Source organism: Bacillus swezeyi (assembly GCF_001969815.1).
In the GTDB taxonomy this organism is placed as follows: domain Bacteria; phylum Bacillota; class Bacilli; order Bacillales; family Bacillaceae; genus Bacillus; species Bacillus swezeyi.
In genome coordinates, this window is sequence record NZ_MRBK01000041.1 from 1 (window position 1) to 2,283 (window position 2,283).

The window sequence follows — 2,283 nt, forward strand, 5'->3', positions numbered from 1 at the left end:
GTTTATTCTAGAATGAATGCGTTTGATTAAAGGATCTATATGATCAGGAATCACATTACCATACAACATATCATTAATTAATTGCAGTTCACAACGAACCTGGAAGTCTAGGAATAAATCAATAGTTTGTTTTTTCATATACGTGATAAGCTCTTGAATTTTTAGTGCTTCTTCATATTTATCATTCCAATCGCCATTAAAATAAACTCTTACATCCAAAAGAGCGAAACATAATGTTCCACTACCCCCAAATATTTCTGATTGAATAATAGGATTTATATAATCAGATATTCCAGGAAAGTTAGATTTTAAAGTTTGAACTAATCTTTCTTTAACGTCTGCATTTGGCTTTCCAGAAAAAATTCTTCTTATTAGTGAAGAAATCCAATTAGATAGTGAGTTCATACTATGTCCATATTTATTAATTCCAGTCATAATTCTTGAAAGAAACGGCATTTGTGTTTGAGTAGTTGCTGAGAAAAGAACCGATAGCATCTCTAAATCAAAAAACGTACTTGTTTCTATCGGGAATTTATGCGGACTGGTTTTACTTGAAGATAATTCGTATATGTTTTTATCTTCTTTAGAAATTCCAAAAGAGTTATCTAGAACGTATTCTCCATTAAAGTCTAATACCAAAAATAAACTAGAATTCTTTATATTAGAAAGATTATTTAATGAAAAGAGTTCATAATATAATTTGTGTAACGTATTAGATTTACCACTGCCTGAGTTGCCGAAAATTCCGATATGTGAAGCGAAAAATAGATCAACTGGAAGTTTAATTGTATTTTGTTCGATTAAACTTTTTCCAATATTAATAGATATTCCATTAGCGTTTTCAGCATAATTGTTAATGTAAATCTTATTTATATCTTCAGTACTTGGTATAGAACACAAGTTACCTATCATTGGTAAGAACGAGGCTCCACTGTAAAACTTATTATGTTTAATGTACCCAATTGTCTGAACTTCTAACACACGTTTTATACTACTTTTAGAAAATCTTTGATCTAAGTTATATTCTTTAATGTTGTTGTGGATATCCCAAACTGTCTCTGAGTTTATTCTAGCAATTATTTTTATAAAACCTTGTGATATTACAACAAAACTATTTACACTTACATTTTTAATAAGGTCTCCATTTTGAATAAAAGTAGCATGGTTTGTATTATCGAATGTAGCAATTTTACTTATGAAGCCCTTAACTTCAACAATTATTCCAATCTCTAAACTATCCATGTTGTTCACCTTCTTTGTTCAAAACAAGTGGCTGAAATCTATTAGTGAATTCTTCCTCTAAACACGCATTAAGTGAAGAAAAATTTAATACAGGGATTTCAGATGAATTCCCCTTATATATTCCTATTTCACGAGTATAAATTTTGATATTATTTTTTGATTTAATGAAGGTGTAATAAGACGCTTCCCAATCGCGTTTGTTGAGTATTTCTTGATCTATTTCTTCAATAAGAAAATCATCTGGCTCAATAAATACGATGTTTTTTGGAATTGAATGATTTGAAAAATTAAATCTTGTGATGATCTTCTCTTTGTCACCATTTTGATAACAAAATACTATCACAATAAGATTTGGGTTATTCAAAGATCTTTGGACAATATCAGCAATATGCTCATCATAAAATGAAAAACCAAAAACTATTAATGTAGATTGTTCTTTTTCAAGTTCATAGCTTAAAAACCTTAACATGTTAAAATAATGTTCTTCTATTAATGTAGTTTGAAACTTCTTTTTTGTAGGTAAGACTATCTGGAGATTCTCTATTTTTGAAACAAGTTTATTGAGTTCGCATTCAGAGTAACCAGAAAGTTCATTAATATCTTCAATTAACTCATCTAAGCAGTCAATATCAGTTTTATTTAGTAAGTCAATAAATTCTGAAGAGGAAGAAAATCCCTTTTTCCCTTGAATAGTATAACCTTCAATATCTTTTTCAAATTTATTCCAAAAATCAGAAAGTTCCTGATTTATTTCTTTTATTATTGAAGACGAGGGCGTAATTTGAATCTTTGGCTTATTATCTTTACTATTTAAATACTCTTTCCAGTTAATTGAACCATGACATTTTATCAAGTTAATTACTGGCATTTCACTTGAGTAATTATCAAAAATACCGGAATATAGAAGAGTTTTATTGAAATTATCTGTATTTAGAATTCTTTTCACATAACCATTTGCTCCATCATTAAAGAAAATTCTCGGATTTTGTTCTAAACTAGTTTCTATCGCACTCTCTAGAAAAAGATCATAATTGGTAGTAA

1 protein-coding gene and 1 pseudogene are annotated in these 2,283 nt (G+C 28.6%); both read right to left on the reverse strand.

The features are described 5' to 3' along the window. Nucleotides 1-1,242: helicase HerA domain-containing protein (locus tag BTA30_RS20965; RefSeq protein WP_076763784.1), on the reverse strand; the 1,242-nt coding region annotated here is incomplete at its 3' end. Continuing rightward, a pseudogene (locus BTA30_RS23235) lies at nt 1,235-2,283 on the reverse strand (hypothetical protein); the annotation flags it as partial. The pseudogene BTA30_RS23235 and the gene BTA30_RS20965, both read right to left, overlap by 8 nt.